Annotated in this window: 24 protein-coding genes; 8 read left to right on the top strand and 16 right to left on the bottom strand. The window is 71.5% G+C overall.

All coding sequences use genetic code 11. From position 1 onward, the window contains the following. The first annotated feature begins 43 nt into the window (after nt 1–43). From FLX08_RS01020 to FLX08_RS01010, 3 genes are read left to right on the top strand one after another with little or no spacing between them, the layout of a single operon-like run. Nucleotides 44–706 carry an SDR family NAD(P)-dependent oxidoreductase gene (locus FLX08_RS01020; RefSeq protein ID WP_142616140.1) on the top strand — a complete coding sequence of 221 codons (663 nt, stop codon included), beginning with the start codon at nt 44–46 and terminating at the stop codon, nt 704–706. Next, a complete protein-coding gene (locus FLX08_RS01015) occupies nt 703–1,755 on the top strand; it encodes an S-adenosylmethionine:tRNA ribosyltransferase-isomerase (RefSeq protein ID WP_142616138.1) in 1,053 nt (350 codons plus the stop codon). The genes FLX08_RS01020 and FLX08_RS01015 overlap by 4 nt, the downstream gene beginning before the upstream one ends. 42 nt (nt 1,756–1,797) lie before the next feature. Next, nucleotides 1,798–2,376 (top strand): hypothetical protein, encoded by a 579-nt coding sequence (locus FLX08_RS01010; protein WP_142616136.1) that lies wholly within the window; start codon nt 1,798–1,800, stop codon nt 2,374–2,376. Nucleotides 2,377–2,444: 68 nt separating this feature from the next. Here the strand turns inward: FLX08_RS01010 and FLX08_RS01005 are convergent, their stop codons facing one another. Both FLX08_RS01005 and FLX08_RS01000 read right to left on the bottom strand, forming a co-directional pair. Then, nucleotides 2,445–3,374, bottom strand: a complete 930-nt coding sequence (locus tag FLX08_RS01005) for a lysophospholipid acyltransferase family protein (RefSeq protein WP_142616134.1) — start codon at nt 3,372–3,374, stop codon at nt 2,445–2,447. Continuing rightward, entirely contained in the window at nt 3,371–4,105 is a 735-nt protein-coding gene (locus FLX08_RS01000) for a GNAT family N-acetyltransferase (RefSeq protein WP_142616132.1), read from the bottom strand. Before FLX08_RS01000 ends, FLX08_RS01005 begins: the two co-directional genes overlap by 4 nt. Nucleotides 4,106–4,294: 189 nt before the next feature. Between FLX08_RS01000 and serB the strand changes: the two genes are divergently transcribed. Continuing rightward, on the top strand, nt 4,295–5,518 hold the full coding sequence (gene serB, locus FLX08_RS00995; protein ID WP_244312179.1) for a phosphoserine phosphatase SerB: 1,224 nt from the start codon (nt 4,295–4,297) through the stop codon (nt 5,516–5,518). A 235-nt stretch (nt 5,519–5,753) separates the two neighbouring features. Continuing rightward, nucleotides 5,754–6,215, top strand: coding sequence for a DinB family protein (locus FLX08_RS00990; RefSeq protein WP_208761205.1), 462 nt, complete (start codon nt 5,754–5,756; stop codon nt 6,213–6,215). Nucleotides 6,216–6,228: 13 nt separating this feature from the next. On the opposite strand, the gene FLX08_RS00985 is transcribed toward FLX08_RS00990, so the two are convergent. The 3 genes from FLX08_RS00985 to FLX08_RS00975 form a co-directional block, all read right to left on the bottom strand. Next, nucleotides 6,229–6,447, bottom strand: a complete 219-nt coding sequence (locus FLX08_RS00985; RefSeq protein ID WP_142616130.1) for a hypothetical protein — start codon at nt 6,445–6,447, stop codon at nt 6,229–6,231. Nucleotides 6,448–6,573: 126 nt separating this feature from the next. Then, on the bottom strand, nt 6,574–7,455 hold the full coding sequence (locus FLX08_RS00980; RefSeq protein ID WP_142616128.1) for an SDR family oxidoreductase: 882 nt from the start codon (nt 7,453–7,455) through the stop codon (nt 6,574–6,576). A 31-nt stretch (nt 7,456–7,486) separates the two neighbouring features. Beyond that, nucleotides 7,487–8,011 (bottom strand): LUD domain-containing protein, encoded by a 525-nt coding sequence (locus FLX08_RS00975; RefSeq protein ID WP_167530231.1) that lies wholly within the window; start codon nt 8,009–8,011, stop codon nt 7,487–7,489. A 178-nt stretch (nt 8,012–8,189) separates the two neighbouring features. On the opposite strand from FLX08_RS00975, the gene FLX08_RS00970 reads away from it, so the two are divergent. Beyond that, nucleotides 8,190–8,807 (top strand): TetR/AcrR family transcriptional regulator, encoded by a 618-nt coding sequence (locus FLX08_RS00970; RefSeq protein ID WP_142616124.1) that lies wholly within the window; start codon nt 8,190–8,192, stop codon nt 8,805–8,807. Continuing rightward, on the top strand, nt 8,804–9,832 hold the full coding sequence (locus FLX08_RS00965; RefSeq protein ID WP_142616122.1) for an MFS transporter: 1,029 nt from the start codon (nt 8,804–8,806) through the stop codon (nt 9,830–9,832). Before FLX08_RS00970 ends, FLX08_RS00965 begins: the two co-directional genes overlap by 4 nt. A gap of 272 nt (nt 9,833–10,104) precedes the next feature. On the opposite strand, the gene FLX08_RS00960 is transcribed toward FLX08_RS00965, so the two are convergent. From FLX08_RS00960 to FLX08_RS00940, 5 genes are all read right to left on the bottom strand, one after another. Continuing rightward, nucleotides 10,105–12,186 (bottom strand): FUSC family protein, encoded by a 2,082-nt coding sequence (locus tag FLX08_RS00960; RefSeq protein WP_142616119.1) that lies wholly within the window; start codon nt 12,184–12,186, stop codon nt 10,105–10,107. Between the two features lie 51 nt (nt 12,187–12,237). Further along, nucleotides 12,238–12,702, bottom strand: a complete 465-nt coding sequence (locus tag FLX08_RS00955) for a SixA phosphatase family protein (RefSeq protein WP_244312178.1) — start codon at nt 12,700–12,702, stop codon at nt 12,238–12,240. Between the two features lie 168 nt (nt 12,703–12,870). After that, nucleotides 12,871–15,204, bottom strand: a complete 2,334-nt coding sequence (locus FLX08_RS00950; protein ID WP_142616115.1) for a sodium-translocating pyrophosphatase — start codon at nt 15,202–15,204, stop codon at nt 12,871–12,873. Nucleotides 15,205–15,695: 491 nt separating this feature from the next. Further along, on the bottom strand, nt 15,696–16,124 hold the full coding sequence (locus tag FLX08_RS00945; RefSeq protein WP_142616113.1) for an ATP-binding protein: 429 nt from the start codon (nt 16,122–16,124) through the stop codon (nt 15,696–15,698). A gap of 19 nt (nt 16,125–16,143) precedes the next feature. After that, on the bottom strand, nt 16,144–16,494 hold the full coding sequence (locus FLX08_RS00940) for an STAS domain-containing protein (RefSeq protein WP_030506779.1): 351 nt from the start codon (nt 16,492–16,494) through the stop codon (nt 16,144–16,146). A 403-nt stretch (nt 16,495–16,897) separates the two neighbouring features. Between FLX08_RS00940 and FLX08_RS00935 the strand changes: the two genes are divergently transcribed. Continuing rightward, nucleotides 16,898–19,186: a DEAD/DEAH box helicase gene (locus FLX08_RS00935; RefSeq protein ID WP_244312177.1), complete on the top strand. Its 2,289-nt coding sequence runs from the start codon at nt 16,898–16,900 to the stop codon at nt 19,184–19,186. Between the two features lie 178 nt (nt 19,187–19,364). On the opposite strand, the gene FLX08_RS40310 is transcribed toward FLX08_RS00935, so the two are convergent. The 6 genes from FLX08_RS40310 to FLX08_RS00905 form a co-directional block, all read right to left on the bottom strand. Next, nucleotides 19,365–21,083, bottom strand: a complete 1,719-nt coding sequence (locus FLX08_RS40310) for a hypothetical protein (RefSeq protein WP_167530230.1) — start codon at nt 21,081–21,083, stop codon at nt 19,365–19,367. A 207-nt stretch (nt 21,084–21,290) separates the two neighbouring features. After that, nucleotides 21,291–22,697, bottom strand: a complete 1,407-nt coding sequence (locus FLX08_RS00925) for an amidase (RefSeq protein ID WP_142616109.1) — start codon at nt 22,695–22,697, stop codon at nt 21,291–21,293. A 106-nt stretch (nt 22,698–22,803) separates the two neighbouring features. After that, nucleotides 22,804–23,193 (bottom strand): Rv3654c family TadE-like protein, encoded by a 390-nt coding sequence (locus tag FLX08_RS00920; RefSeq protein ID WP_280117081.1) that lies wholly within the window; start codon nt 23,191–23,193, stop codon nt 22,804–22,806. 21 nt (nt 23,194–23,214) lie between these two features. After that, on the bottom strand, nt 23,215–23,646 hold the full coding sequence (locus FLX08_RS00915; protein ID WP_244312176.1) for a TadE family type IV pilus minor pilin: 432 nt from the start codon (nt 23,644–23,646) through the stop codon (nt 23,215–23,217). A gap of 80 nt (nt 23,647–23,726) precedes the next feature. Continuing rightward, entirely contained in the window at nt 23,727–24,209 is a 483-nt protein-coding gene (locus FLX08_RS00910; RefSeq protein ID WP_142616105.1) for a DUF4244 domain-containing protein, read from the bottom strand. Between the two features lie 284 nt (nt 24,210–24,493). Further along, complete coding sequence (locus FLX08_RS00905; RefSeq protein ID WP_244312175.1) at nt 24,494–25,249, bottom strand: type II secretion system F family protein; 756 nt, start codon at nt 25,247–25,249, stop codon at nt 24,494–24,496. Between the last annotated feature and the right edge of the window lie 87 nt (nt 25,250–25,336).

The raw sequence follows: 25,336 nt of genomic DNA, 5'->3' as shown, positions 1-25,336 counted from the left end.
GGTCCGATGCGCTCGTGACGTGCCGATTTCTAGCGTGAAGCGCATGAAGCACGCACTCATCACCGGTGCCTCCCGAGGGCTGGGACTCGCGCTCGCCAGGGCGCTCGCCGAGGACGGCTGGTCGCTCCTCCTCACCGCGCGGGGCGAGGAGGACCTCATGTCGGCCGCCTTCGACCTCGGCGCCCGGGCCCTTCCCGGAGACGTCGCCGACCCGGCGCACGTGGCCAGGCTCGCCGATTCCGTGCCCGAGCTCGACCTCCTGGTCAACAACGCGAGCGGGCTCGGCCCCACCCCGCTGCCCCGGCTCGCCGGCTATCCGCTCGACGCGCTGCGCGCGCTGTTCGAGACGAACGTGATCGCACCGCTGGCGCTGGTCCAGGCGACGCTGCCCGCGCTGCGCAAGCGGCGGGGCGCCATCCTCAACATCTCCTCCGACGCCGCCGTCGAGGCGTACGAGGGCTGGGGCGGCTACGGTGCGACCAAGGCCGCCCTCGACCAGGTGTCGAACGTCCTGGCCGCCGAGGAGCCCGACGTGGCGGTCTGGTGGGTGGATCCGGGCGAGATGCGCACCCGCATGCTGGCGGACGCCGTCGGCCCGGAGGAGGCCGGGGCGGCGCCGCCGCCCGAGAGCGTGGTGCCGGCGCTGCTGCGCCTCGTCGGCTCCCGCCCCGCCCCCGGCCGCTTCACCCGGGGAGCGCTGGAATGACGGCCCCCGATCCGGCGATCCGGCCCTATGGGGCGGGAGGGTCGTTCGAGTTCGCGCTTGCGGCGCCACTGGAGGCGCACGAACCGCCGGAGGCGCGCGGGCTGCGCCGCGACGAGGTCAGGCTGCTGGTGTCGCGCCGCGACACCGGCGAGATCACCCATCACGTCTTCGCCGACCTGCCGTCGCTGCTGTCCCCCGGCGACCTGCTGGTGGTCAACGACTCCGCCACCCTGCCCGCGGCGGTGCGGCTCGACCGGCTGGCCGTCCACTTCTCCGGCCGTCTCGCGTCCGGCGAGTGGCTGGTCGAGCTGCGCCGCCGTACGGGGAGGGCGACGGAGCCCTACTCGGGCGCCGCGCCCGGCGAATGGCTGCCGCTGCCGGGAGGGGCCACGCTGCGCCTGCTGGCGCCCGAGACGCCGCGCCTGTGGCGGGCCCGCCTCGACCGCGACGTGCTCTCCTACCTCGCCGCGCACGGCGTGCCCATCCGCTATGGATACGTGGGGCGCGACTGGCCGCTCGCCGACTATCAGACGGTCTTCGGGGTCGAGCCGGGCAGCGCGGAGATGCCGAGCGCGGGCCGGCCGTTCACTCCGGAGCTCGTCACCGCCCTGGTCAGCCGGGGGATCGGCGTCGCGCCGATCACGCTGCACACCGGGGTCGCGTCTCCGGAGAAGGACGAGCCGCCCTATCCCGAGTGGTTCTCGGTCTCCGAGCGGACGGCACGGCTGGTGAACATCACCCGTGAGCACGGGGGCCGGGTGATCGCCGTAGGCACGACCGTCGTGCGGGCTCTGGAGACCGCCGCCCGCGACGCCTCCGCCCCGGACACGGTGCGGGCGGCGTCGGGCTGGACCTCGCACGTCGTCACGCCCGAGGGAGGCGTACGCGCGGTGGACGGCCTCGTCACGGGCCTGCACGAGCCCCGCTCCACCCACCTGATGATGCTGTCGGCGATCACCGGGACCCGCGTGCTGACCCGCGCTTACGAGGCGGCGCTGGAGGAGGGCTACCTCTGGCACGAGTTCGGCGACAGTCATCTCATCCTGTGACGCGTGATCGAACCGTGATCTCGATCGTCAAGGCTGACCCGCATGCGTACCCTCATCGGCAAGCCGACCGCGCTGCTGGCCCTGCCACTGGCCGCGGGCGCGCTGGTCGCGTCCGGCGCGCCCGCCTCCGCCGCGTCGTCGGCCGCGACCACCTCGTCCACGGCGGCCACCTCCACCTCGTCCGCCGCGACCACGGCGGCCTCGGCGCCCGTCCGCATCCAGGTCAGTTTCCCCTACAGCGTCCGTGCCGGACGCGTGGTGTCGTTCAAGGTCAAGCTCGTCAACAGGCTCAAGACCAAGACCGACGAGATCTTCCTCGCGGTCAAGTTCCCCAAGAACGTCACCAAGACCCGGATCTACGTGCCGCACGGCTCCCGCTATCACGAGCACTGCACGCGGGAGCGGACCCGCGCGCTGTGCGTGCTGCCCGGTCTCAAGAAGGGCAAGAGCTACACGTTCTATGCGAAGGCCCAGGTGAGCGGGTCGGCCCGCGGCAAGCTCTACGGCTACTTCGGCGGCGCGGTCATCGACACCTCGACGAACACCGACCCCAGGCAACTGCTCTCGGAGTTCGGCGACAGCATCGGCTGGGTGAAGTCGAAGAGCACGATCACCCGCTGAGTCCGTCCATCCTCCACGGCGCCCGCCAGGGTCTCCGGGCGGGCGCCGCCGACCGTCCCGGCAGCTCGTCAGGCCGCCGCAGTCCTCTCCCCGGGTTCCACCAGCCCCGTCCTGACCTGGGCCTCGGCGATCCGCGCGAGCTCCACCCGCGCCTCCCTCCGGTGGGCCCGGCCGCCGTACACGGCCGGGCGGTCCAGCCGTACGGCGGGGAAGACCGTCACCTCCGCGACGAGGTCCCTGGCGGCGACGATCCGCAGGACGGACGCGAGCAGCGTGTCGTCCCCGACGTACGACGGCCGGGTGGACACGCCCTTTCCAGCGCCCTCGGGGAGCTCCAGGAACCGCAGCGCCACCGGCCGCACGGGCACCCCCGCGTCGATCGCCGCCTGGAACACCGCGGGCCGGAATCGCCCCATCTCGCGTCCACACCACGTCGTGCCCTCGGGGAATGCGGCCACGCTCTCACCGCGCCGCAGCGCGGCGGTCATGTCCGCGACGACCCCCGGCAGGGTGGACGGCCGGCCCCTGTCGACGAACAGCGCGCCGCCCCCGGCGGCGAGCGTGCGGACGACCGGCCACCTGCCCACCTCGGCCTTGGCCAGCGGGCGGCAGGCGAAGGTCGCCGTGATGACCAGGGGGTCGAGCCACGAGACATGGTTGCCGACGAGCAGGGCGGGCCCGTCTCCCTCCGGCACGGCTCGCGCCCGCGCCGAGCCCCCGATGCAGGAGAACCCGCGGCACGTCACGATCCTGACGCCGAGGGCCCGCAGCAGCAGCCGTGACCAGCGCGTCGTGACCACCCCCCGCCAGGCCGTACGGCCCAGCGCGAGCGCGATCGGCAGACCGGCGAGCAGCACCACGAGCGCGCCCAGCAGGCGGGCGGCCCGCCGCAGCGGCCCCGCCGTACGGGCCTGCGCCCGCACGCAGACGTCCGGTGCGCAGGGGGACGCCGGCAGCCAGGCGGAGGAGGCCGCGGGCACGTGCGTGACGGCGCTCATCGCGACTGCCCGAGGAAGTGCCGCAGATATCGGGGGTCGGCGTCGGCCACGCGGAGCAGCACGAAGAAGTCCGCGGTGCCGAAGTCCGGATCATGGGCGGGCGCGCCGCAGATCCACGCGCCGAGTCGTAGATAGCCGCGTAGCAGCGGCGGCACCGTGAACCGGCCGGGGCGGGGGACCCCGGCGGCGCGCCAGGGCGTGTGCGGCGTGACGCGATACTCCTGCGGCCCCAGCGCGACCCGGTCGGCGACACCGGCGGCGGCCATGCCGCCGTCGTCCAGAGGCACCGAGCAGCAGCCCGCCAGCCAGGCGTGCCCGCGGTCGGCCATGTATCGCGCGATGCCGGCCCACATCAGCGCGACGACCGCGCCGCCGCGGTGGCCGGGGTGCACACACGTGCGCCCGGCCTCGACCAGGTCACCACGCAGGCCCTCCAGCGCGCCGAGGTCGAACTCCGCGTCGGAGTAGAGCCGGTCGGAGCGGCGGGGCGGCAGCAGGCGGTAGGTGCCGACCACCGTGTCGCCCTCGCGGACGAGGAGGTGGTCGCAGTAGGCGTCGAGCGGTTCGACGTCGAGCCCGTTCAGCGGGGAGTCGAGCCGGGCGCCCATCTCCCCGGCGAACACCTCGTGACGCAGGCGCTGGGCGGCACGCAGATCCGCGGCGCTCTCGGCGAGCCCGACGGTGTAGCGGCCGGAATCAAGGGAGTGCTGGGGCTGCAGCGAGATCGTCATGCGTGTCGCGTCCTTCCTCGGGGGGTGCCGGCCGCGGTGAGGCGTCCCGTCTCTCCCGGCCCGTTCCGCGGCCCACCACCATGACGACATGCGGAAATGACAGCGGAGCCTCAGGGCGGGGGCATGAAGGCGTCCGCATCGTGAACCTCGTGCGCGCACATGACAAGCGGCGCAGTAACCTCAAACAACGTGAACCAGCGCACGCTCCTGATCACGCTGACCGGCCCGGATCGCCCGGGCGTCACCTCGAGGCTGTTCTCCGTACTGTCCGGGTTCCCGGTCGTCGTGGCCGATGTGGAGCAGGTCGTCATCCGAGGCCGCCTCACTCTGGGCGTTCTCGTCGCGTACGCCGGGGGGCCGCCCACCGGCACCGGAGGCACGATCGGCGGTCTGTGGACGGCCGTCGAGCAGGTCGCCGCCGACCTCGACATGGACCTGGAGATCGCGACCGGCACGACTTCCAAGGAGAAGCGACGACGCGGGCGGCTGCACGTCACCGTCCTCGGCGCGCCACTGCTGCCCGCCGCCATGGCCGGGATCGCCGGCCGGATCGCGGCGAGCGGCGCCAACATCGACAGGATCGAACGGCTGTCGAGCTATCCGGTGACGTGCATCGAGCTCGCCGTGTCCGGCGCCGATCCCCAGGCGCTGCGGGCGGAGCTGGCCGCGGAGGCGGCGGCGCAGCAGGTGGACGTGGCCGTGCAGCGCAGCGGCCTGCACCGCCGCGCCAAGCGCCTGATCGTGATGGACGTCGACTCGACGTTGATCCAGAACGAGGTCATCGAGCTGCTGGCCCGGCACGCCGGGTGCCTGGACGAGGTCGCCCGGGTCACCGACGAGGCCATGCGCGGCGAGCTCGACTTCGTCGAGTCGCTGGTCAGGCGGGTCGCGCTGCTCGAAGGGCTGTCGGAGGAGGTCTTCGAGAAGGTCGTCAAGGAGGTCGTCCTCACCCCCGGCGCGCGCACGCTGGTGCGGACCCTCAAGCGGCTCGACTACCGCTTCGCCATCGTGAGCGGCGGCTTCACCCAGATCACCGACTCCCTCGTGGCCGACCTCGGCATCGACTACTCGGCCGCCAACACCCTTGAGGTCGTGAACGGCCGGCTCACCGGGCGGGTCGTCGGCGAGATCGTCGACCGGCCGGGCAAGGCCCGGGCGCTGGAGCGCTTCGCCGCCGAGGCGGGCATCCCGCTGAGCCAGACCGTCGCGATCGGCGACGGCGCGAACGACCTCGACATGTTCGCCGCCGCCGGGCTCGGCATCGCGTTCAACGCCAAGCCCATAGTGCGGCAGGCCGCCGACACCGCGGTCAACGTGCCCTACCTCGACTCGATCCTCTATCTGCTCGGCATCTCCCGCGAGGAGGTCGAGGCGGCCGACGCCGAGGACGGCATGCCGCCCACCATGAACTGAGACCTCAGACTCACTTCTCAGTATCAGAGCCTGCTGACAAAGGATTTGGTCGCTGAGGCCGGGACAGGGATGCCCTGGTCGAGCCCCATCGTCGAGCGATACGCCCGGCGGCGGGCAAGATACGCGCGTGCCCCGCAAAATCAGTTGCGCAGGTCGTCATGATGATGACATGACGTGGACAGCACCCGACGTAGAGCGGGGACCTCGGACGGACATGGCCTGTGGCGAACGCGAGATGCTGGATAACTGGTTGAAGCTCCGCCGGCTGTTCCTGCTGCGCAAATGCGCCGGCCTCACCTCCGAGCAACTGAAGACCGCCTCCGTGGAGCCGTCCAACCTCACGCTGCTCGGCCTCCTGCGACACATGACGGAAGTCGAGCGCTGGTGGTTCCGGGAGAAGTTCCTGCACGAAAACTTGCCCGAGCTGCACATCACGGAGGAGTACGAAGACGGCGACTTCGACCTGGTGGCCGACGCCGACGCCGAGGCCGACTACGCCGCCTTCCTCGCGGAGACGGCTGCCTGCGATGCCGCGGTTGCGGACATCGACCTCGAGGAGCTGGCCGACGACCCCCGGGCGCCGACCGGCAAGGTCAGCCTCCGCTGGATCTACATCCACCTCCTGGAGGAGTACGCGCAGCACACCGGGCACGCCGACCTGATCCGAGAGCGCATCGATGGGGCCACGGGAGCATAGCGGCTCTCCCGGCTCACCCGTATCTAGGTCCTGCCACCTGGCCGGCCAGAAGTTCCAGGACCTTGCCACGCCGGTCGGGCCTTGACAGGTCCGGAAGCGGCGGCGGGTCGGCCCAGCGGCCCGGGGGTGGCTGGCCTGCCAGTTCGCGGGTCAGGCGGCGGGTCATCTGGTGCACCGTGGCCCACCGGATCAGGGCTTCGTGGTGCTCGGGCCTGCGTTCGTAGATCCGCACCAGCCGGCGGTAGCGGGTAATCGGGGCGCGTTGGTCTGTAGCTGATCCAACAGGTTCATCGTGCGGAGGTGCGCCCGGCGGTGCCGATGTTCTGGCGCACCTCCGCAGGCTGTGGGCGATCGGTGGTCAGGCGGATGCGTTGAGGATGTTGTTGGTGAAGTGGCGGCCCCAGTGCGGGCGGGTGCCGTCGAGGTCGTACACGTTGTATTCCTCGGCGAGATCCCAGGATGTCAACACCTGTCCGCTTTTGCGTTCGACGTGAGAGTCGGTGGCCAGGGCGGTGATGACGCGGCCGATATAGCGGGGAGTTTCTGAGGCTAGGAAGTGCGGGTCGCGCTCGCCGGCGTCGCGCCAGTTGGCCTCGGAGACGCCGAACCCGTCGAGCATGGCTTCTGAGCGCAGGAATCCGGGGGTGACGGCGAGGGTGGTGATGCCGTGCGCGCGCAGTTCCTCCGCCTGGGCCAGTGCCAGGCGATTGACGGCGGTCTTGACCAGGTCGTAGGCGAGGTTCCCGCGGTAGTGGGCGCCGTCGCCGTCGGTCACCTCGACGATGAGGCCGCCGGGGTGTTCCAGCATGAGTGGTACCGCATGCTGGCTGGTGATCAGGTGCGTGAGAACGGCGCGTTCCCACAGGGCCTGGACCTTGGCCAGGTCGAGCTGCCAGAACGGGGTTCCCCACTCGGTGAGCGGGTCGCCGCCCCACACATCGTTGACCAGCAGGTTCAGGCGACCGTGATCGGTGCGCACCCGCTCGATGACGGCAGCGACGTCGTCGGGGCGTGTGTGGTCGCAGCGGATCGCGATGCCGGTGCCACCGGCCTTGGTGACCAGTTCGGCGGTGTCCTCGATCGTCTCGGGGCGGTCGAGGTCGGATCGGGCGGTGCGCGTGGATCGGCCGGTGACGTAGACGGTGGCGCCGGCGGTGCCGAGCTCTACGGCGATGCCGCGCCCGGCACCGCGGGTGGCGCCGGCGACGAGGGCGACCCGTCCGATAAGGGGTGGCGTCATGGGTGGTGTCTTCCTTCGCGGATCGGGTGGGTCAAAAGCCGAGTGGCTCGTCGACGAGCACCACGCGGACGCGGCCGTCTTCGATGTCGCCGTGCAAGGTCAGGACCTTGTGGACGGTGCTGCCCATGCCGTAGGCCGAGCGGGCCCGGGCGTCCTCCAACGGCAGGCTGTATTCGTGGACGCGCCGCATGGCGGTGCCAAGGTCAGGGACGATCTTTTGGGCGCCGATGATGAGCAGCACATTCTGGGCGCCGTAGGCCATTGAGGCCAGCTGGCTGCCGCTTGCGGAGGCGATGATGAGGTCTCCGTCGTGGGTCAGCGCGTGGACGCTGCCAACCACCCACTGCGGAGCGGCACCGAGGCGGCGCATCTCGCTCATCTGGGTCGCGGGGTCCATCGCCATCAACTTTGGTCGGGTCGCGGTGTAGCGGCCGGAGCTGTCGATCTCCTGGATCAGGCCGATCGCGTCGGCAGTCACCGAAGACGCGGTGAACACCTCAGCGCCGTCGGGCAGCAGGTCCAGCGCCGCTTGCCGTGCCGCGGCCGCGTCGGACACGCGTCGGACACGCGGCGGACATGGTAACCGCGCGCTTGCAGGCCTGCCGCCGCAGCCGCGACGGCGGCCTCGTCCGCAGGGGCCGCATAGACGGTGTTGGGCGTCACGGTCGTCATGGTCATCTCCTCTGTCTTGGATCAGACGACATAGTAAATGATTATTCGTTTACTATGTCCTCATGACGATTGGACGGCCACGAACGGTGAGCGACGAGCAGATCCTGGCGGGGGCTGCGCGGGTGATCGCGCGTATGGGTCCCGCACGGTTGACGCTGGCGGAGGTCGGCCGTGAGGTCGGATTGTCTGCGGCTACCGTAGTGCAGCGCTTCGGGTCCAAACGCGGAGTTCTGCTGGCGGTGGCCCGTCACGGGGCCGATACCTTGCCCCTCCAGGTGGCCGCAGCTCAGGACGCGAGCGCTCCCACCGTGGCTCTGATCGACGTTCTCGCCGGCATCGCCGGTGGCATCCGCAGCTCGGAGGAGTTCGCCAACCACCTGGCGTTCCTGTTGCTGGATCTGGCTGACCCACAGTTCCAGCGGATCAGCGGCGACTACACCGCGGCCGTCGAACGCGCCATCGCGGACGTCCTGGCTGCCAGCCAAGCCGCGGGTGAGCTCATCTCAGGTGATCTCGGCCGACTACCGCGGGCGATTCACGCCGCATACAACGGAGCGCTCCTCACCTGGGGCCTGGCCGGCGGTGGCAGTCCAGCCGAGCAAGTCCGCGACCAGTTGACGCTACTGCTCGGCCCATACCTCCAGCCCACGCCCCCAGCTCAGCCGGGCCCGTCATCATGACGAGCACCACTCCCGGCACCAACCGGCAGCCGGAGGCGGCCGGCCAGCGACCACACCGCAACGCCACACCGGCCCGGGCCCTGCACGTGCTGTGGGCGGCCAGCGTGTTGGGCGGGCTCGCGCAGTCACTCGCCGGCACAGCCGGGTCCCTGCTCGCCGGCGAGATCGCCGGCTCCGACGCGGTTGCGGGTCTGCCGCAGACGCTGCTTGTCGCCGGCTCCGCCCTCGCGGCCCTGGCGCTGTCCGGATTGGCGAGCCATCGCGGTCGCCGCGCCGCGCTGAGCACCGGCGCGGCCGTCGCGCTCGCCGGATGCGTCGTGGTGACCATCGCAGCCGTGTACGCAAGCCTGCCACTGGTCCTGGCGGGCAGCCTGCTGCTCGGGGCGGGCAACACCACAGTGATGCTGGGCCGGTACGCCGCCGCAGACCTTGCCTCCCCGACCGGGCGGGGGCAGGCTATGGCGTCCGTGCTGGTCACGACCACTGCTGGGGCAGTCGCCGGATCGAACCTGCTCGCGCCGGCAAGCAACCTGGCCGCCTGGTTCGGGCTTCCCCCGCTGGGCGGGTCCTACCTGGTCGCGGCGATCGGCTTCGCGGCGGCAACGAGCACGCTCGCGATCGGGTTGCGCACTCCAGACTCCGCTGTCGGGGGCATCCGTGCCCCCGACGATGCCCCTGCCGCTCGCGTCGTGCTCGGCCGCCTCAGTGTGGCGGGGCTGGCCGCAGCCGCCGCACGGTCCCCAGCCGTCCTGGCCGTAGCCATGCTGCTGCTGGGGGTGGGATGGAACCTCGCCCTGATCGCCGGAAGCGCCCTGCTCACCAACGGCGTCCCCAGCCGGCAGCGCCCACGACTCGAGGGCTATGGGGAGGTCGGCATGGGCATAGCCGCCGCTGGAGGTGGAGTCATCTCAGGGCCCGTCATGGACATGGGTGGCTACGGCTCCCTCGCCCTGTGCGGAGCTGCCGTAGCCGCCCTCATCCTCCCGATCGCCTGGAACTGGTCGACCCGACGGGCGACCCGATGAACCATGATCCCAAGTCGCCCTCCGATACCGAGCCGTCGGCCGACCCCTGTAGGTCCTATTGCAACGAGCAAAGCCACCGAGTGCCATGGCACCCGGAGTTCAGCTCAGGGCTGGGTCATGGCCCGGCGCTTGGGGATCAGCTCCCCAAGTCCTTGCTCTTGTCGGCGTAGTTGACGTCCATCAGCAGATCCCCAACCGGACACCTACTCAGCCGGGCACGCCGATCACCGGACCGCAACTCCACCGCTCATATCGTTGTCTCAGTCTCAGGCTCAGGGCCTGGTCGCGAACGCGCCGGACACCGCCGCACAGAGCCGTACGGCGTCGGCGCCCAGCGAACGCAGCGCCTGGTCGACGGCGGCGGTGCGCAGCAGCGCCCGCCCCGAGCCGGGCTCGGCGTCGTCCGCCTCCAGTTCGGTGAGCCGGCGCTCGGCCTGGGCGCCGACCCACACGGCGTCGTCCGCGAGCCCCCGGCTCACCTCCCCGGCCGGCTCGTACGGCTCCCGCCCGCACACGGCCTGCGCGGCGCCCCGCAGGTGGACGGCCACGGCGTCCAGGACGTCGGGCACCGGCCCGGCGCCGGTGGGCTCGTCGCGGAGCACCGAGATCAGCGTCAGCAGGTCGTCGCGCACCCGCTGGGCGGCCTCCAGGGCCTCCTCGACCGCCTCGGGGGCCGTGCCGCCGGGCTCCTTGGCGATGTAGCCGAGCGCTCCCGTGACCATGTCGGCGTCCACCGCGGCCTTCCTGATCCGCTCGTCGGCCCGCTCGACGCCCGCCTTGCCCCTGGCCATCTGCGCCAGCGCCCGGGCGGCCGCCGCGTGCGAGTCGAGCATCCGGCCGACCCGCTCGGCCAGCCGTTCAGTCTCCCCTCGCGGCCACAGCAGCCGCGTGCACGCGATGGCGATGACACCGCCGAGGATGGTCAGGACGACCCGCGACTCGGCGATCCCCGCGGTCTGCGGCCTCTGGAAGTCGAGCAGCAGCAGCACGCACATCGTCATGAACGTCGCCCAGTAGGCCTGGTGCGTCGGGGCCAGGCCGAACGCCAGCGCGGCCGACACCCCGATCAGCGCGACGAGCGTCCAGTGGCCCGGCGCGATGTGGAGGATGCCGGCCGAGACCAGGCCGCCGGCCGTGCTGCCGCCCACCCGCGCCCACACCTTGGCCCGCGTCTCGCCGTACGTCGGCTGGATGGTGACCAGCACCGCGATCACCAGCCAGTGCGGGTACGCGGGCTTGAACAGCACGATGACGATCGAGGCGAAGGCGGTGCCGAGCACGACCCGCAGGGCGTGCCGCACCCGCGGGTCGTCGAAGGCGAGCGACGGGGAGACCGCCAGCGTGGCCAGATCGAGGCCGGGCGCGCACAGGCGGCGGGCCGCCTCCACGGAGCCGTCGAGCGCCTCCCGGATCCGCCCGGCGCTGTGCGCGATCTGCCGGAGGAGGACGAGCACGACCATCTCGCGCCTGCCGCCCGCGGCCCGGTCGCGCAGCCGGTCGACCCGGTCGCCGAAGTCCACGATCGGCACGTGCTCGGGCGGGCACTCGGCCAGATAGCCGCGCAGGGCCGCGGACAGCGAATCCACGAGGTCGCAGATCCCCGCCTCGTCCGCCGCGCCGGGCGCGCGCCGGGCCAGCGTGCCGCACAGCCCGCGCAACGCGATGATCTCGTGGAACACCCGGCGCAACGCGAGCGCGACCTCCTCGGCCGCCCGCGACCGCTCCCCCCGCAGGCGGCGGGCCCGGGCCACGCGGACCTCTGCGATCGCGGCGGCGGCCTTCCTGCGGCGCTCGTCCCACTCGTCCTGACCGACCGCGGGGTCGGCCACGGCCTCGGCCAGCGCGGCCAGGGTGTCGGCCGCCTCGCTCAGCATGGTGACGACCGGACGGGTGCGCCGCCACGGCCAGGGCAGGGTGAGCAGGACGGCCGCCAGCAGGCCGCCGAGCAGTTGCAGGCCGGTGTGCGGCGCGGGATCGAGCGGCAGCGGGTTGGCGGCGGTCAGCAGCAGCGTGAGCGCCGGGGTGACGCCGATCGGGCGCACCAGGCCGCCCAGCCCGGCCAGGGCCGAGGCGACCAGGACCATGGCCCAGCTGCTGCCCGACAGCAGGATCCCCAGCGACGTCCCCACGCCGACCGACAGCACGACGCCGAGCAGGTAGGGCGTGCGCACACCCGCGGGGTCCACGATGGCCCGCCCCGCGACCAGCCATGCGCCGAGGCCGACCGTCGCGCCGCCCGCGGGGTGCCCGACGAGCATGCCGGCCAGCAGCGGGATCACCAGGCAGGCGGCCCCGGTCAGGCCGAAGCCGAGCGCGAGGCGTGGATCCTCCAGCCTCGGCGCCCTGGCGAGCACAACGTTCCTGAGCGGCAGGCGGGTGTTTCTACCCGCCGTGCCGCGCGGCAATCAGGGGCGGCTCATCTGCTCCAGCCGTCCGCTGCCGGGGGCGAGCTCCTCCCATGACGGCACGTCCAGCTCGATCACGGCGTACGCGCAGGGCGGGAAGCCGTCGAGCCGTGCGTCGGTCAGCGCGACGACGAGCTCGTGCACGCCCGGGTTGTGACCGACGAGCACGACCGACGCGATCTCGTCGTCCGTACGGCGCAGCACGCCGAGGAGGTCGTCGGGGTACGCCTCGTAGATGTCGCGTTCGATCTCGACGGGAGCGTCGAGGCCGAGCAGTTCGGCGGTCCTGCGGGTGCGCACCGACGGCGAGCACAGGACGAGCTCCGGAGCGAGGCGCCTGATCTCCTCCCCGGCCGCGCGGGCGTCGCGCTCACCGCCCGGGGTGAGCGGACGTTCGGTGTCCAGGAGGCCGGGCACCTGGCCCGCGTTGGCGTGCCTGACCACGACGAGCGTCCGGGCGCTCACGGCATGGCCCACACGGCGAGGCCCACGATCACGGCCATCATCACGGCCATGGTCAGCAGGATCAGCGCCAGCGTCCTGCCCCCGTTCGGCTTGTCCATAAGTGCTCAGTGTATGGAGAAGGTCCCCCGCTCCAGGAGCGAGGGACCTTCGAGCCGGATGGATGCCGCGTCAGTGGGCGACGGGCTCCGTGGCGCGGGACGCCTGGTCGGCCTCGCCGGACGGGGCGATGCCCGTGGCGCGGCGCTTGGAGACCACCACGGCGCCGACCACGACCGCCACCGCGACGACCGTCGCGGTGACGCGGACCGCGACGTTGTCGGCGTACGTGACGACGGCCGGGGCGATCAGCAGCGCGACCAGGTTCATCACCTTGATCAGCGGGTTGATGGCCGGGCCCGCGGTGTCCTTGAACGGGTCGCCGACGGTGTCACCGATGACGGTGGCGGCATGCGCCTCCGAGCCCTTGCCGCCGTGGTGGCCGTCCTCGACCAGCTTCTTGGCGTTGTCCCAGGCGCCGCCGGAGTTGGCGAGGAACACCGCCATCAGCGTTCCGGCCGCGATGGCACCGGCCAGGTAGGCGCCGAGCGGCGCGTACCCGAGCGCGAAGCCGACCGCGATCGGAGTCAGCACGGCGAGCAGGCCGGGGGTCGCGAGCTCGCGCAGCGAGTCGCGGGTGCAGATGTCCACCACGCGGCCGTAGTCCGGCAGCTCGCTGCCGTCCATGATCCCCGGTTTGGTGCGGAACTGCTCGCGCACCTCGTACACGACCCGGCCGGCGGCGCGGCCGACGGCGCTGATCGCGAGGCCGGAGAACAGGAACACCACGGCCGCGCCGACGATGAGGCCGACCAGGGCGTTCGGGGCGTCCACCGACAGGCTGAAGTCCGCGAACGACCCGAGCGCGTCCTTCACACCCTGTGTCGCCTTGGCCAGCTCGCCCTCGACCGCCGTCCGGAACGAGCCGAACAACGCGGTCGCCGCGAGCACGGCGGTCGCGATCGCGATGCCCTTGGTGATGGCCTTGGTGGTGTTGCCGACCGCGTCCAGGGAGGTGAGCACGCGCGCGCCCTCGCCCTCGACGTCGCCCGACATCTCGGCGATGCCCTGGGCGTTGTCGGAGACCGGGCCGAAGGTGTCCATCGACACGATCACGCCGACCGTGGTCAGCAGGCCGGTGCCCGCGAGGGCCACGGCGAACAGCGCCACGGTCACGTTGCCGAAGCCGAGCAGGAAGGCGCCGTAGACCGCGCCGCCGATCAGCAGCGCGGAGTAGACCGCGGACTCCAGACCGACCGAGATGCCGGACAAGATGACGGTGGCGGGGCCGGTGAGCGAGCTCTCGCCGATCTCCCGCACCGGGCGCCGGTTGGTCTCGGTGAAGTAGCCGGTGAGGACCTGGATAGCGCTGGCCAGGACCAGGCCCACGAGCACCGCGCCGATGGCGATCAGGCGCGGGTCGGCGGAGAGCGCGGCGACGTCCGCGGCGGCGCCGGACAGCTCGGCGAAGCTCGACGGGAGGTACGCGAACGCGGCGACGGCCACCAGCACGGCCGAGATGGCGGCGGAGATGAAGAAGCCGCGGTTGATGGCGGCCATGCCGGAACGGTCGCGCGAGCGGGGAGCCGTGGTGAAGATGCCGATGACCGCGGTGATCACACCGATCATCGGGACGATCAGCGGGAAGACCAGGCCCTCGGTGCCGAACGCGGCCTTGCCCAGGATCAGGCTCGCGACCAGGGTGACGGCGTACGACTCGAACAGGTCGGCGGCCATGCCGGCGCAGTCGCCGACGTTGTCACCGACGTTGTCGGCGATGGTGGCGGCGTTGCGCGGGTCGTCCTCGGGGATGCCCTGCTCGACCTTGCCGACCAGGTCGGCGCCGACGTCGGCGGCCTTGGTGAAGATGCCGCCGCCGACACGCATGAACATCGCGAGCAGCGCGGCGCCGAAGCCGAACCCCTCGAGGACGTTCGGCGCGTCGCCCTTGTAGACCAGCACGACGATCGCGGCGCCCAGCAGGCCGAGGCCGACCGTGAACATGCCGGCCACGCCACCCGTACGGAACGCGATGCGCATCGCGGTCTTCTCGCCCGACTCGCGGGCGGCGGACGCCACGCGGACGTTTCCGCGTACGGCGAGCCACATTCCGATGAAACCGGTCAGCGCGGAGAACACCGCGCCGACGACGAAGAAAACGGACCGGCCGATGCGCTCGCCGGTCGAGCCCGCGGGGAGCAGCAGAAGCAGGAACGGAATGATGACGACGAATATGGCCAGCGTCCGGAACTGCCGCGCGAGATACGCGGCGGCGCCCTGCTGCACGGCACGCGCGATGTTCTGCATTCGCTCGGTGCCCTGCCCGGCGGCGAGCACCTCGCGGACGAGACCGCCCGCGACCGCCAATGCCAGCAACGCCACGACGGCGACGATTATGACAAGAGTGAGATGGGAACCGTTCAGGGCTACCGCTGCGCCTTCGCCAGCGGCGTGCAAGGCAAACATCCGTCCTCCTCGGCCAGACGGGGTTTCGGTCCTCCTGCCCGGGCGACGCTGAACGAACCCACTGGCCGTGCGGCGCTTCCGGGCGGGTTGGCAAGTGCCGCTTCCGGTTGCATCCGCAATACCTTGGCCGGTGCCGGGAGTCTACGCAGCGATGCCACGGATATGAAGGCCCTCGCGCCTCGTAATCGAAACGGCGTCCAGTAATGCCCGAACATTTGCACCGCTATGAAGGGGCTTTGACCAGCGGAGTCAGGGATGCGGCGGCGATGGTCGCCTTGGTTACGGCACTCCCTTGCGCATGGTTTCGGTCCGTCCGAAACAGGGCCGGACATAGCAAAAGATCGAGTGTCACGCCGGGGGGCGACACTCGATCTGCTCGAAGGCTTTCGCCTCGAAGGCCCGTCTCAGCGGGTCTTCGAGGTGCGTGAGAGCCATCCTCGGATGCCCTCGGAGGGTTGGCGGTTTCGCCGGTCGTCGCAGGCTTTCGCCGGTCAGAGGGCGGCGATGCCGGGGGACGACGCGGGCCAGCTCATGCGGATGCGCATGCCCTTCGGCCCGGGGAGCACCTCGACGTCGTCGGCCAGTCCCGCGATGACCGCGATGCCCAGATTGTCGATCTCGGGCATGAGGCTCCCGTTCGCCTCCAGCACCTGGGGCGTCACGTCCTCGCTGGGGGCGGCGTCCGTGACCGTCACCTCGAAGCGCCCCGCGTCATCGCGTAACTCGATGCGTACCGGCTCCCCCGGGCAGTGGAGGCGGTGTGCCTCCACAGCCCGCGAGCACGCCTCTCCGACGGCGAGCCGCACCTCGTCCAGGATCGCCTCGGCCACTCCGGTGCGCCGGGCGATGGCCGTGGCGACCAAACGGGCCGTACGCACGTGGGCGGGCAGAGCGCTGAACGTCAGCTCGACGGTGGCCATGTTGCTGAGTCCTCGGCCGTCACTTGTCCCGGCCGTGGGCTTCCTTGGCCTCCTCGACCGAGGCGTAGATCCCGAAGACCTTCGTCAAGCCGGTGATGCGGAAGATCTTCAGGATGCGCTCCTGCGTGCAGACGAGCTCCAGGGAGCCGTCGTGCGCCCGCACCCGCTTGAGGCCGCCGACCAGCACGCCAAGACCAGTCGAGTCGAGGAAGTCCACCTTCTCCATGTTCACGAGCAGGTGGAAGTTGCCCTTGTTGACCAGGTCGATCAGCAGCTCACGCAGTCTGGGCGCGGTGTAGACGTCGATCTCACCCTCGACATCGACGATGGTGAGATTGTCCTCGGAATGGTGGTCCAACTTCAGATCCACAGATCCTCCAGCGCCTTACTTGCGTAGGTCTCGTGACAGGTCATGCATCCTGGTAGTCCAGAGGCACGACCCGATGCGCGGCATTCAACCACGCTACGACTCCGTGTCTATACGAAATCACGACTCCGGGCGACTCTCCCCGCAGATGCCAAACTGGAAACCAGTGACTCCGACTTCTTCGTCCTCTGCCCGAACAGGCGACCTTCTCACCCGTCTGCTCGCGGTTCCCGCACGCCGGGGACGCGTGACTCATGTGGAGCATGTTCCAGCACGTCAGGCAGGTGAGGCGAGATGGCCGGAATGGGCTCCTGAGCTGCTGGTCTCGCGCCTTCGCCTGCAAGGTGTCTCTGGCTTGTGGGAGCACCAGCTTATAGCCGCCGAGCTGGTTAAACGTGGCCAAAACGTGATCATTGCCACAGGAACCGCGTCCGGAAAATCGCTGGCCTACCTGGTGCCGGCCGTCGCGGAGATCTTCGCCGGTGGCACCGTGCTTTATCTCACCCCGACCAAGGCGCTCGCCGCCGACCAGCTCAGGGCCCTGCGCAAGCTGCGGCTGACGCAGGTGCGCGCGGCGACGTACGACGGCGACACGCCGCCCGAGGAACGCCGGTGGGTCCGCCAGAACGCCAACTACGTGCTGACCAACCCGGACATGCTGCACAGGTCGATTCTGCCCAGGCACTCGTCCTGGTCGTCGTTCTGGCGGCGGCTACGGCTGGTGGTCGTGGACGAGTGCCACGGCTATCGGGGCGTCTTCGGCTCCCACGTCGCCCAGATCCTGCGCCGGCTGCGCCGGGTCGCCGGCAGATACGGCTCCTCCCCCGTGTTCCTGCTGGCGTCGGCCACCGCGAGCGACCCCGCCGCCGCGGGAATGCGCCTCACCGGGCTTGAGATGGCCGAGGTGACCACGGACGCCTCTCCCCGGGGTTCGACCACCTTCGCCCTGTGGGAGCCGCCTCTGACCGATTTACGCGGGGAAAGCGGCGCCCCCGTCCGCCGTACGGCCACGGCCGAGGCGGCCGATCTCCTGGCGGACCTCGTGATCGAGGACGTCCGCACCCTCGCGTTCGTCCGCTCCCGCCGCGCCGCCGAGGCCGTGGCCCTCACCGCCCGCCGGACGCTCGAGGAGGTCGAGGCCCTCCTCGACGCCGAGCCCGCGCCGTACGGGGAGTACGGGGAGGGCCTGCCGGGAGAGGTAGGCGACGCAGGCGGGCCCTTCGGCGACGCTCCAGGCGCGGGCGGGGCGATGCGCGACGCGGGCGGGGCCGCCGAGACCTCCCACGCCACCACGATCTCCCAGCTCGCCGGGACCGAAGAAGCGGATGAGACCGGCGTGGGGCGCGGGACGGACCACAGAGGGCGGCTGGCCGACCGGGTGGCGGCCTACCGGGCGGGCTACCTGGCCGACGACCGGCGCGTGCTCGAAAAAGCCCTGCGCTCGGGCGAGCTGACCGGCCTGGCCACCACCAACGCGCTCGAACTCGGCGTCGACGTCTCAGGGCTCGACGCGGTCCTCATCGCCGGATGGCCCGGCACCCGCGCATCCTTGTGGCAGCAGGCGGGCCGGGCCGGTCGTGCGGGCCAGGACGCCCTGGCCGTACTGATCGCGCGTGACGACCCGCTCGACACCTACATCGTCCATCACCCCGAGGCGGTGTTCGGACAGCCTGTGGAGGCCATCGTCCTCGATCCCGACAATCCGTACGTGCTGGCGCCTCACCTGTGCGCGGCCGCCGCGGAGATCCCGCTCACGGAGGACGACCTGACGACCTTCGGCCCGGCGGCGCGGGGCGTGCTCGACGACCTCGTGGAGCAGGGACTGCTGCGCAGGCGCCCCACGGGGTGGTTCTGGACGAGCCGGGATCACGCCGCCGATCTGGCGGACATCCGCGGCTCGGGCGGCGCTCCCGTGCAGGTCGTGGAGGCGTCCACCGGCCGCCTGCTGGGCACGGTCGACGAGCCGTCGGCGCACACCATGGTCCATGCCGGAGCCGTCTACCTCCATCAGAGCGAGACGTTCGTGGTCGACGTGCTCGATCTGGACGCGGGGGTCGCCCTGGTCACCTCCGCCGACCCGGACTACACGACCTTCGCGCGGGACGTCACCGACATCCGGGTGATGGAGTCGCTGCGTTCGCGGCCCTTCGGGCCCGGCACCCTGCACTTCGGCTCGGTGGAGGTCACCCGCCAGGTCGTCTCGTATCTCAAGCGGCGCACCCAGACCGGAGAAGTTCTCGGCGAGGAGCCGCTCGACCTGCCGCCGCGCACGCTCTGCACCCGCGCCGTCTGGTGGACCCTGCCCACGCCCGCGCTCGCCGACCTCGTCAAGCCCGGACAGGCGGTGGATCTCGGCGGGGCGGCGCACGCGGCCGAGCACGCCTCGATCGGCCTGCTGCCCCTCTTCGCGACCTGCGACCGCTGGGACATCGGCGGCGTGTCCACCGAGCTCCACCCCGACACCGGCCTGCTCACCGTCTTCGTCTACGACGGCCACGACGGAGGCGCGGGCTTCGCCGAGCGTGGGTACGCCCGGGCGTCCGACTGGCTCACGGCGACGCGGGAGGCGATCGCCTCATGCGAATGCGAGCGGGGCTGCCCGTCCTGCATCCAGTCTCCCAAGTGCGGCAACGGCAACGAGCCGCTCGACAAGGCCGGAGCGATCCGCCTCCTCGACATCCTCCTGGCCACCTGATTCCGGCGCGCAGAAACACGGCAGACCACGGACCGCCCCGCCCCACAGACAGGCCGCCCCTTCGGCACACGCACCGGCCCTCCGGGGGCGCGGGGCGGCCCGCCCCCCGGCAGGCGTGTGGGCGCTCCCAGCGCGGCCGCCGGCGATCAGCGGCGGAGGTGCCGGAGCTGTGCGACCGTCAGAGATCGCGCCGGCGGCCGGAGTAGAGGCTGTCGTCGTCCTCCGTCCAGACGTCCGGCTCGGGCTGGCGGAGAGGTCCTTCCAGCATCTGGCCGTTGGTCGCCGCACCCGCGGACACCACCGGCGCCGGTATCACCGGCTGCGGCTCCTGCTGGTCCGGCCGGTCGATGGGGGTGGCCGGCTCGTGACCGGACACCGTGGTCTCCGTGTCCATGTCCGTGTCCGTGTCCATGCCCACGCCAGGGTCGACATCCGCGCCGACGCCTGCGCCAGGGCCGGGGTGAGTGCCCATTCCGACATCCGAGCCAGAGTCCGGGAAGGAACCCGTCCCCACACCTGCGCCGGGGATGGTGTCCGCACCGACGCTTGCGCCGGGGATCGTGTCCTCGCCGACACCTGCGGCTGGGATGGTGCCGGTGCCCTCGGTCGTCGAGGAGACGGCGTCCAAGTGGATCTCGGTGTCGGCCTCCGTCTCCGGGAGACTCTCGGGGGCCTTCGGCCTGGCCAGGATGACGGAGGGACGTCGCAGAGGCGCCTTCCCGCGTGCCTTCGCCGTGGCGGCGCCGCCGGACGCGGTCGCGCCACTCGCCACCATGGCGGCCTCAGGCGAGACGCCCGTCTGTCCCGTCATCGGCCGCGGCTCCGGGCCACCGGATCGTCCCCCGCCCGCGCTGTCACTTGTCAGGCCCTTGCGCCGCAGCCAGGCGCCCAGGTTCGCGCCCGTGAGCAGCAGGACGACGGCGAGGGCGACGTACACGCCGAAGCTCAGCCCGCCGAGCGGCAGGAAAGACGACTGAGCCGTCATCTTCGGATCGTCGGCCTTCTCAGGGACGACCACCGGCTCGGTCTGGTCACTGCCGCCGTTCGCCTCCGGCAGCGTGAGCTCGGTGTCCTTCGGCCGCGTGGTGTCCTTGGGCAGTGCCGGTTCCGGGTTCGGCACGGCGGCGGACCGGTGCGTCTTCGGAGTCTGGGCGGGCGGCTTGGCCGCCGACTGGCCCGGCTTCTTCGACGGCTTCGGTGAGGGGCTCGGGGACGCCTTCGGCTTGGGAACGATCACGTACGCGGCGGCGGAGCGCTGAGAGGCGACGGTGCCGCCTGTGCCGTCCGAACGGAACGCGCGGACGGAGACGTCCACCTTCTGCCCGCCCATACCGGCCGGAAGCGCCAGGCTCGTCTGACAGGTCGAACCGGAGCAGGCGGAGTCGGCGGAAACGGAGCCGGACTTACGGGCCTTGACCGAGGTGATCTCGTACGACTGGAGATCCGGCTCGGCGCCCTTCGCCCAGCGGACCAGGACTGTCGAGGGATTCTTGAGCTGCGCCCCGACCCCGGAGGGAGCCTCCGGCGGGCGGCTGAGCACAAAGGTCGAGGTGGCGTAGGTCTTGTGCGTGACCTCGCCGAACAGGCTGACCGTGAACGTGCCGTTGGGGGCGTTGCCAGGGTCGAAGGCTCCGCTGATGGTCTGGTTCGCGCCACCCGAAGCGATCTTCTGCCGGGATGCGGACGGTCCCTCGACGTACAGGGCCATGCTGATCTGGTACCAGTCCGTCTTCGCGGACACGGCCACCGCGCCGGACGATTTGACGACCTCCCCGTCCGCGGGGGAGAGGATCTCGGCGTCGGCCGCGTTCGCGGGTGCGGCACCGACCATCGGCGTGCACGTCAGAGCCGCCAGAACGATCAACGCCGTTGTGCCCAGCCTACGAACCCTGGTCACGACGCATCCCTTCATACAGAACCGCCCGCCCCGGCTGTCTCGGCCGAACACGCACGGCGACGGAGAGTACGCGGCACTTTACGCCAGCCGTCCACTCTTGGACCTTATGTCTAAGAAGTCGTGATTCTTTTGCGACAGAAGTAGCCTCAAATGCGGAGGATCCAAATGCGCTCTGTGCCAGGTCGCACCTGACCGGCCGATAAGGCCTCATCGCGGATCGACGGGTGTCAGCGGCGGGATCGCGGCTTCGACGGCGGCCGCCGCCGCGAGGCAGAGATCCTCGCGGAATCGGGGACCGATGATCTGCACCGCCTGCGGAGGCCCGCCGCGTTCGGCGATCGGCACCGCCACCGCAGGGAGCCCCAGCAGGTTCGCCGCCACGCTCATTCGCATCGACGCGGGCCAGTCCGCCAGCCAGGCCGGATCGAGGTCGGCCCCCACGGCGAACGCCGGTCTCGTACAGATCGGTGCGAGGATCAAGGGGGTCCGGCGCATCCACTCGGCCCAGTGCCGCGCGATCGTGGCTCTCTCCATCATCGGATCGAACGTGGGCGCACCCGCCGCCTCCGTCCAGATGGGCTCGTAGACGGCCCAGAAGCGGACGAACGCCTCGGAGGCCAGCTCGTGCACCGGTGGCTGTTCGTCATGCACGCGCCCGAACCTCGACATGATCTGCGTGTAGATCTCTGCTGCTCTTTCGAGTGCCGGGGCCTCACTCTCCTCGACCAGATATCCGACGTCGGACAGGATCCCGGCGGCCGCGCGGACGGCCCCGGCCACATCGGGGTGCACAGGGGCTCCCCCGGGGCGGGCGACGACCGACACACGAATCGGGGCGGCCATCCGCGGCCCTTCCAGAGGGACCGGGGCGTACCACGGGTCTCCTCCCGGCTGTCCGCACATGTGCCGGAACGCCAGTCGCAGGTCGCGTACGTGCCGGGCGATGGGGCCGTGCACACCCAGCAACTGGAACGCGAACGGAGTTGGCCGCCGGGCGCCCCCGGCGCCTGCCTGAGCCACCCGGCCGAGCGAGGGTTTCAGCGCCGCGACCCCACAGCACTGCGCCGGCCAGCGCAGGGAGCCGGCGCCGTCGTTTCCCATGCCGAGCGGGGCCATCCCCGCGGCCACGGCGACCGCGTCGCCGCCACTCGAACCACCCGCCGTGTGCCCTGCCGACCATGGGTTACGCGTCGCGCCCCGCAGCGCGTTGTCGGTGTGCCACCGCATGCCGAACTCCGGCATGTTGGTGCGGCCCAGCGGAATCGCCCCCGCCGCACGCAATTCGGCGATGTGCGGCGCGTCCTCTGCCGCGACCGCATCCCGCAACGGGACGATCCCGAGAGTCGTCGCCGACCCCGCCACGTCGATGTTCTCCTTGACCGTCATCGGCACTCCGCACAATGGTCCGGGCGGAACGCCCCGCCGCAGCGCCGCGTCGGCCGCGTCCGCCGTTTCCAGCGCGTCCTCCGCCAGCGTCACCGTCACGGCGTTCACCCGTGGGTTCACCGCCTCGATGCGTCGTAGATGGGCCTCGATCACCTCACGGCACGACACCTCCTCGCCCCTGACAAGCTCGGCCAGGTCGCTCGCCGCCATCTCCCAGAGCTCCGTCACCGTGCGCTCCCTTCGCCCGCCACGACTGCCGAACCTAGGGCGGCCCTCGGGAAAAGAGCAGTCTTGTTCTTTGCCGCGCGCTGATCCGCCCACCGGGCCGGCCTTCTCATGCCGGGGCACCGACCGGACCGGCCGATGCGGAGGCGGTGGCCGTCGCGGAACCGATGAGGGGGACCACGAACCGCACGGTCACCACGACCTCGGCGACATCGCCCGACAGCGAGCACGACCGCAGCGCCGCGCCGTTGGCGACCGTGATCGCCTTCGCTCGATGACACGCCTCGGTCGGGGCGGCCAGCGCCACGCGAGCGGCCTCGAGCGCGCCGAGGTCGGCGGCGCTCTGCGCTCGATGTCGCGCGACGCGAGCGACGCCCACCTGGACGACGACCATCGCCACCGCCCAGACGGCGGTCATGAGGGCGATCGTCCAGATGGTCGCCGAGCCGCGTTCCCGCCCGGAGCGCGCTGCGCCCCTGCATGCCTGCGCTCTCCTCATCCACATGGCCCGCTCGCCTCGTCAGCCGCGTATGCCTGGTCGGCCGCGTACGCCTGATCTCGGAGCGCCCAGGTCTTCCCGGAAGCCCGGAGACCGGGTCGCCTCGGCAGGCGCTGACAGCGGCGCAAAAACGCCGGGTTCGGTGCTGGAGACGGCGGCGGCCCGGAGGCGAGCCGGCGGAAGCGGCGTCCTGAAAGGCGGCCGGACCGTCGCGACGACCTCGACCCGGGTGGTGTCCGCCCCCACGCGAATCGTCACCGTGGCCCCCTCCGGAGCCAGCCGCAGGACCGCCTCGCGCACCTCCTCGGCCACCTCGCCGCGCGCCGCCGCCCGTGCACCGGCCCCGGCCGCATCGACGCATCGCAGTTGCGCGCCCACGATCGTCACCGCCCACAGTGCGGCGGTCAGCACCAGCACGAGGGCCGGAAGCGCGACAGCGGTCTCCGCCGTCACCGATCCCCGATCCTGCCGAAGCCGCAGGTCCGCCACCCGGCGTCGCGGCATCCACGCACAGCAGCGCATCGCCGGAAGCCTCAGGCGGCCAGCTTCAGCGCCTTCTGGATGAGCGCGGCGAGCATGGACCTCACTTCGGCACTGGTGACCACCTTCCAGAGCAGCGCGGCGAACCCGCAGGCGGCTATGGTGCCGACGGCGTACTCCGCGGTGGACATGCCCGCGTCGGCCCTCGTCCCGGCCTGCACCGCCCACTGAACGGACAGCTCCCGAGCACGGCGCGAGGCTGTGCCGACCGATCGCCGCAGTGCGGCGCACGACCTCCGCGAGACGCCGCCCACCGCCTGCACGGCGTTCCGTAGCCGGCCGACTCCCGCCCAACGGCCGAAGCGTGTGAACAGGGACGCACGCCCGGAGCGGCCGAGCAGTGCCCTTCGTGCGGAGCGCAGGAGCGCCGCCCATCGTGCCGGTCGCGCCCTGTGACGGCCCACAGCGCTGGCGTCTCGCCGCCGGAGGGTCGTGCCCGTCTGGTTCCTCCGGCCGGTCGCGGCGTGCTTGCTCATCGGTCCTCCTGGTCCCGCTCGGGGCGGCCACTCCGCCCGCGCTGGGGCCAGACTGCGGGATCACGGATGGCCGAATCCGGGCCGAGCACGGTTCTGTGGACAAGAGCGCTGCAGCCGCAGTTGTCCACAGCGACAGCGCCTTCATGTGTGGAGATACGACCGGCCAATCATGAGCTCTTGGGTCATTTGCTCCGCCCGCTGTCCACAGGTGTGGATGAGGTTGTCCACAGACTGTTCATGCAGGAGGTCTGCCCCTTGGTCATCAGGAGGAGCCGGCCTGTTGCTCACGGCAGGAGGATCTGACCCGCCAGGCCCGCGACCATGGGGACGATCCCCAGGAAGACGAAGGCCGGCAGGAAGCAGAGCCCGAGCGGTGCGACGGCGTGGACGCCCACCCTCCGCGCCGCGGCCGACGCCCTGGCCTGAGCCGTACGCCGGGCGTCGTCGGCGAGCCGGGTGAGGACGTCGGCGACCGGCGCGCCGCTCTGGGCGGCCCGGATCATCGTTCTGGCCAGAGGAGCGAGCGCCGGTTCATCGGACAGTGCGGTCCAGGCCTCCTCGGGAGGCGCGCCCAGGCGCATGCGGGCACCCGCCCATGAGAGGCGCTCGCCCACCGGGCCGGCGATCGCGGCGGCGGTCGTCTCGACGGCCCCGCTCATCGGTTGTCCTGCCCGGAGAGAGGCCACGATCAAATCGACGGCGAACGGAAGGTCGGCCCCCATACGCTCCCGGCGGCGCCTGACCTCGGCCGGTTCCCGCCTGCGGACGGCGGCGAATAGACCGATGGCCGCCACCGTCCCCGCGCACGCCCCCATCAGGCCGCCGAGAAACAGGAACAGCGCGACCCCCACGGGTGCCGCGACCGCCATCCCCCGGCCTGCCGCGCTCGCGCTCATCGACCCAGGGTCTGGTGACCCCCTTGCCTGCGTCTCCGACGCCGCCGACGACGCGATGGCGTTGAGCCGCACGGCCGGCGAACGGGCGACCGGCCACGCCAGCATGGCGAGCGTGGTCAGGAGCCCGGCCAGCATGGCGATCATGTCTCGCTCCCTCTCCAGCAGGACAAGCGTCTCCAGCACAACAACCGGCGTCGTCTCTCACGACGACGGCCTTACTCTTCGGCACAT

This window comes from Microbispora hainanensis, from assembly GCF_006874475.1.
GTDB classification, from domain to species: Bacteria; Actinomycetota; Actinomycetes; order Streptosporangiales; family Streptosporangiaceae; genus Microbispora; species Microbispora hainanensis.
This window is presented reverse-complemented; position numbering and strand designations above follow the sequence as displayed.